At 35.3% G+C, this 4,150-nt stretch carries 5 protein-coding genes; 1 reads left to right on the top strand and 4 read right to left on the bottom strand.

The features are described from left to right. Positions 1–327: 327 nt before the first annotated feature. Together AC1DVK_RS26565 and AC1DVK_RS26560 are read right to left on the bottom strand one after the other, a co-directional pair. A complete protein-coding gene (locus AC1DVK_RS26565) occupies positions 328–693 on the bottom strand; it encodes a cupin domain-containing protein (RefSeq protein ID WP_410862953.1) in 366 nt (121 codons plus the stop codon). Between the two features lie 252 nt (positions 694–945). After that, positions 946–1,140, bottom strand: a complete 195-nt coding sequence (locus tag AC1DVK_RS26560) for a hypothetical protein (RefSeq protein ID WP_089364840.1) — start codon at positions 1,138–1,140, stop codon at positions 946–948. A gap of 409 nt (positions 1,141–1,549) precedes the next feature. On the opposite strand from AC1DVK_RS26560, the gene AC1DVK_RS26555 reads away from it, so the two are divergent. Then, positions 1,550–2,167 carry a cell wall hydrolase gene (locus AC1DVK_RS26555; RefSeq protein ID WP_477627788.1) on the top strand — a complete coding sequence of 206 codons (618 nt, stop codon included), beginning with the start codon at positions 1,550–1,552 and terminating at the stop codon, positions 2,165–2,167. A gap of 229 nt (positions 2,168–2,396) precedes the next feature. Here the strand turns inward: AC1DVK_RS26555 and AC1DVK_RS26550 are convergent, their stop codons facing one another. Together AC1DVK_RS26550 and AC1DVK_RS26545 are read right to left on the bottom strand one after the other, a co-directional pair. Continuing rightward, positions 2,397–3,206, bottom strand: a complete 810-nt coding sequence (locus AC1DVK_RS26550; protein ID WP_477627787.1) for a class I SAM-dependent methyltransferase — start codon at positions 3,204–3,206, stop codon at positions 2,397–2,399. A gap of 197 nt (positions 3,207–3,403) precedes the next feature. Further along, complete coding sequence (locus tag AC1DVK_RS26545; RefSeq protein WP_477627786.1) at positions 3,404–3,910, bottom strand: hypothetical protein; 507 nt, start codon at positions 3,908–3,910, stop codon at positions 3,404–3,406. Between the last annotated feature and the right edge of the window lie 240 nt (positions 3,911–4,150).

The following is a 4,150-nucleotide window of genomic DNA, read 5'->3' as shown; positions in this document are numbered from 1 at the left end:
GGGCATAGGATTATGACCCGTTGAGACATGGGAGGGAAAGCCTCCAAGGGCAGCGTGGAAAATGCGTGCAGCATATGTAATAATATGGGATTTTTAATGGATCCCCTATTTCAATCTGCCCTCATCTTATCAAAACGGTCCTATCTCTTTCGTTCATCTAAAGCAACCTATACCATGTGGTATGAAATCCTGCGAATAAGCGAGTATTCGTGAGCATTATCTATTAAACTGAGGGAGTTCTATAATAAAAGCGATTCTTATTAAAGAATCGCGCCCGATTGTAAAATATGTAACTATGTAACTTCCTTTTATATGTTGATCCTTGGTTTAAATCCATATATTATTTTCAGTAGTTAGTTTGGAATTAGTTTCACCAGTGTTGACTACACCTTTAGGCTCTACCAGCATTATATGGCATTCCTTTTCAGCATAAGGCTTATGCTCCACACCTTTTGGTATCACATACATTTCTCCTTTGGAAAGTTTAACCTCTCCATCGCGGAATGCGATGGACATCTCGCCGTCTATCACGATGAATACCTCATCGGTGTCTTTATGATCGTGCCATACAAAATCCCCCAGAATCTTAACTAACTTAAACTGATAGTCATTCATTTCACCAATGACTTTGGGCGACCAGTGTTCACTGAATTTGGACAGTTTCTCGCTTAGATTAATAGCATTATAATTGATATAAATCCCCCCCCAGAACTATTCTTACCCTTATTTTACAACTTCGATAGATTAATTACTATTTTGATTAAGATCTCAAAAGTTTCTGCTGATCTTCCACAATGGCCCTATTGCTGAACAAAGATCAAACAGCACTCTTGAACTATCCTGCCCCTTTGCTCCATAAAAAAAGAGCTGCAAAAGCAACTCCTTTATGGAAGTAAAGCACCCGTTAGTTCAAGAAGAAAACTTTAAAATCACCTTTTAACATCTCTAAACAACAAAGATGACTGCAAGTCCTGTAAAAGAAGCAATACTTAAAAACAACATCATTCCAAAATCCAGATCTTTTATCTCTTTAAAATGATCCCGTATCAAATAAAGTAAAGGTATTGCAAAAAGTGTTGGAATACCTTTACCTGCCTTACCAAAAATATCAGTAAAAAAAACACTTTCCATTGAACCCATTACTAGACCACTTAAAAGAAACAAATAAAAAAAACAAAAGAAAACTCGAATACTAGTACCTCCTACAAATTACCCTACCTTTTCTGTTACTGTTCTTCAACTAACCTGCCCCGATAGTGCCATAAGGGGTCTTGCCGCATGCCCATTAGTTAAAATTTCTTTATACCCTAAAATGAAAAAAGCTATCTTCAGCAGCATTTACACCAAAGAATAGCTTATTTTTTCGTTATGGGTATAATCCTTTTTCTTAGCTTGATGACGATAGGCGGTACCCCAATAAACAGACAAATTCGTCTGAAAATTTCTCTAATTTTTGGTTTAAAATAGGAATAATGTAAGATAAATCTATTTTTCTTGTATGATAAAGTAGAATAGTAGGAAAATGAATCGAAGGATGTGGTATTATTTGATGTTAAATGTTAAAAAAATGTCGTTTGTTGTTTTTATTTGTTTCATGTTTTTTATACCAAATTCAATCTTTGCTCAAGAAATTTTACACAATGGAAGTCAAGGACAAGCAGTTTATGACTTACAAGAAAATTTAAAGAAAATGGGTTACTTTAATAGGCAACCAACAGGGTATTATGGTGCAATTACTGATCATGCAGTTAAACAACTTCAACTAGATTCTGGAGTATTACCAGATGGGGTTTTTGGATTCCAAACACAACAAAAATTAAATAGTATTGAAATGATGGCCAGGGTTGTTTATGGAGAAGCTCGAGGAGAAACTTATGAAGGAAAAGTAGCTGTAGCTGCAGTAATTTTGAACCGAATATCAACGCCAGGTTTTCCTAAAAATACTTACGATGTTATTTTCCAGACAAATGCTTTTACAGCTGTACATGATGGGCAATATTATTTGACCCCAAATAGCTATTCATATCGAGCTGTTATTGATGCATTACAAGGTTGGGATCCTACTCATGGTTCTGTTTATTATTATAATCCGTTCTCGGCAACAGATGAATGGATTTTCACAAGGGAAACAGTCATTAGAATAGGCAACCACTTATTTGCAAAGTAAAACTATACATATTGAGGAATGATATTTTTATAGTTTCGTATTTTAAATATCCCATTAACTATATCGTGGGGATAGTTGAAAGGTCGGGCAGTATTTGCACGACCTTTTTGGCGGCACCCCCATAAGAAAAAGCTGCCTTAATGACAGCCCCGATCTTCAGCTAACGCACCCTTTAGTTCATTAACAACATAGTATAAGCATTATTAGTGGCTAAATTTTGAGTGGGGCTTTAACAGCCCCTTACACCTTCAACTGCTAACATATACATCGTTAAAGATTCAGCCTCACGCATCATCCATTCACGATAATCGTTTTCAGCACTCACATAATCCTGTTCACAAATAAAACCGTCTCTCGCCATTTGAACTCCTCTGCTTGATGCAGTATCAGCCCATATCCCAATGCGAGTTTGAAAATCAGGGTCCCTTCTATTTGTTACCTCATGAAGAGGGGTTATAGTAATATCTTCTATACCAACTTTTCGAAAAAGCCCAGGAAGGTTATCGGCAATTGTATTATCCATACCTGCTTCCGTACGCCATTTCAAATAGGCAGCATAAAAGCTGAGCATACTTGAAGGTGGCAGGGGATTCCATGATATCTTTTCATGGTTATAATCCGCAATTAAAATGCGACCTCCAATTTTTGCAGCAGATGTCATCATTTTCAATCCTTTTAATGGGTCGGATAACCATATTAATACCCGTGAACAGGTAACAATGTCAAACTGTTGTTCATAAGGAAGATTATAAATGTCACCTGTTTCAAATGATAATCCTGGTATTTCGCCATATGATTGACGTGCTTTTTGAATTAAGGTTGGATTACTGTCAATTCCTACTACACGTCCATTTGGACCCACAGCTTCTGCTATGCCTCTAGTAATTGCCCCTGTACCACATCCAATATCAAGAATTGCCATGCCTTCCGTAATAATTTCTGCAAGCCTTTTGTGTGAGTTTGTTAACGTTCTGGAGTCTAATACATTTGTTAACTTTCCAGATAATTCAGCACGATTTCGAGCCATTTTTGTATCCAAACGTGATTCCCCTCCCCTGTATTTATTGCAATTTTCAATAAATTCATTTTACCATTTAAAATTTTATTGTTCTTTATTCCAAAAAGGAATTAATAAGGTTAATCATTAAAATCTAAGTAAATAGAATAACGGTTCCATTCAAGGAAACTTCCCTTTGTTGTTGAACTAACCTGTCCCTTTAGTTCATTAAGGATTAATTAAAACTTGATGTTTAATAATTCTTTCATTTCAAGAAGAACATTAGAATGTTTTTCTTTTGATAAATACATCATTTTCTGTCCTGCTCCATTTGCTTCTTGCTTCTTTCCGTTCGGTTCTTGAAACATAATCCTTCCATCATTAAAAAAATTCATCGTGTACACTTTGTTATCCATGGTTTCTTTATCGGATAATATAAAAAAGTAATTCCCTTTTTTATTTAATTCTTTACTCTTCTCCAATAACTCCTTATTAGGAGGTTGCACAACTTCCATTTTGTTTACTTTTTCTATAAAAGCCTGTATTTCATTAATATCTGTAATGACCTTTGAAGTTGACTCGGAAGATACCCCGTTCTCATCAACACTTTGCACTAATAAGGTTGTATATTCATCTTTATTAGGTATTTCTAAAATTTCACTTTTCGTTTTTGTAGTATCTAAACTACAAGCATTTAAGAATACTATCATTAAAATGCAAAAAGAAAACATCTTGAAAAATCTCAAATTTCATCCCTCCATTTCTTCCTTCTACATTATATGTAAATTGAAAAATTATCCATCTTTAATGAACTAGTCGAGTAGAAAGGAGCCTTCCTACCTTACGGTAAATTGTACTCCTCCCCCTCACAGAACCGTGCTTGCGCTATTAACGCACACGGCTCCTCCTAGTCATCGTTTACAGAATGTAGCTAATCTCTTTGCTTAGTTCATAGATATTCACTTTGATTCTTGGTGTTCTTGGTG

The sequence above is a fragment of the Peribacillus sp. P4_B1 genome (assembly GCF_056402395.1).
The sequence above is the reverse complement of the archived record's forward strand: the minus strand, read 5'-3'. Positions and strand labels throughout refer to the sequence as shown.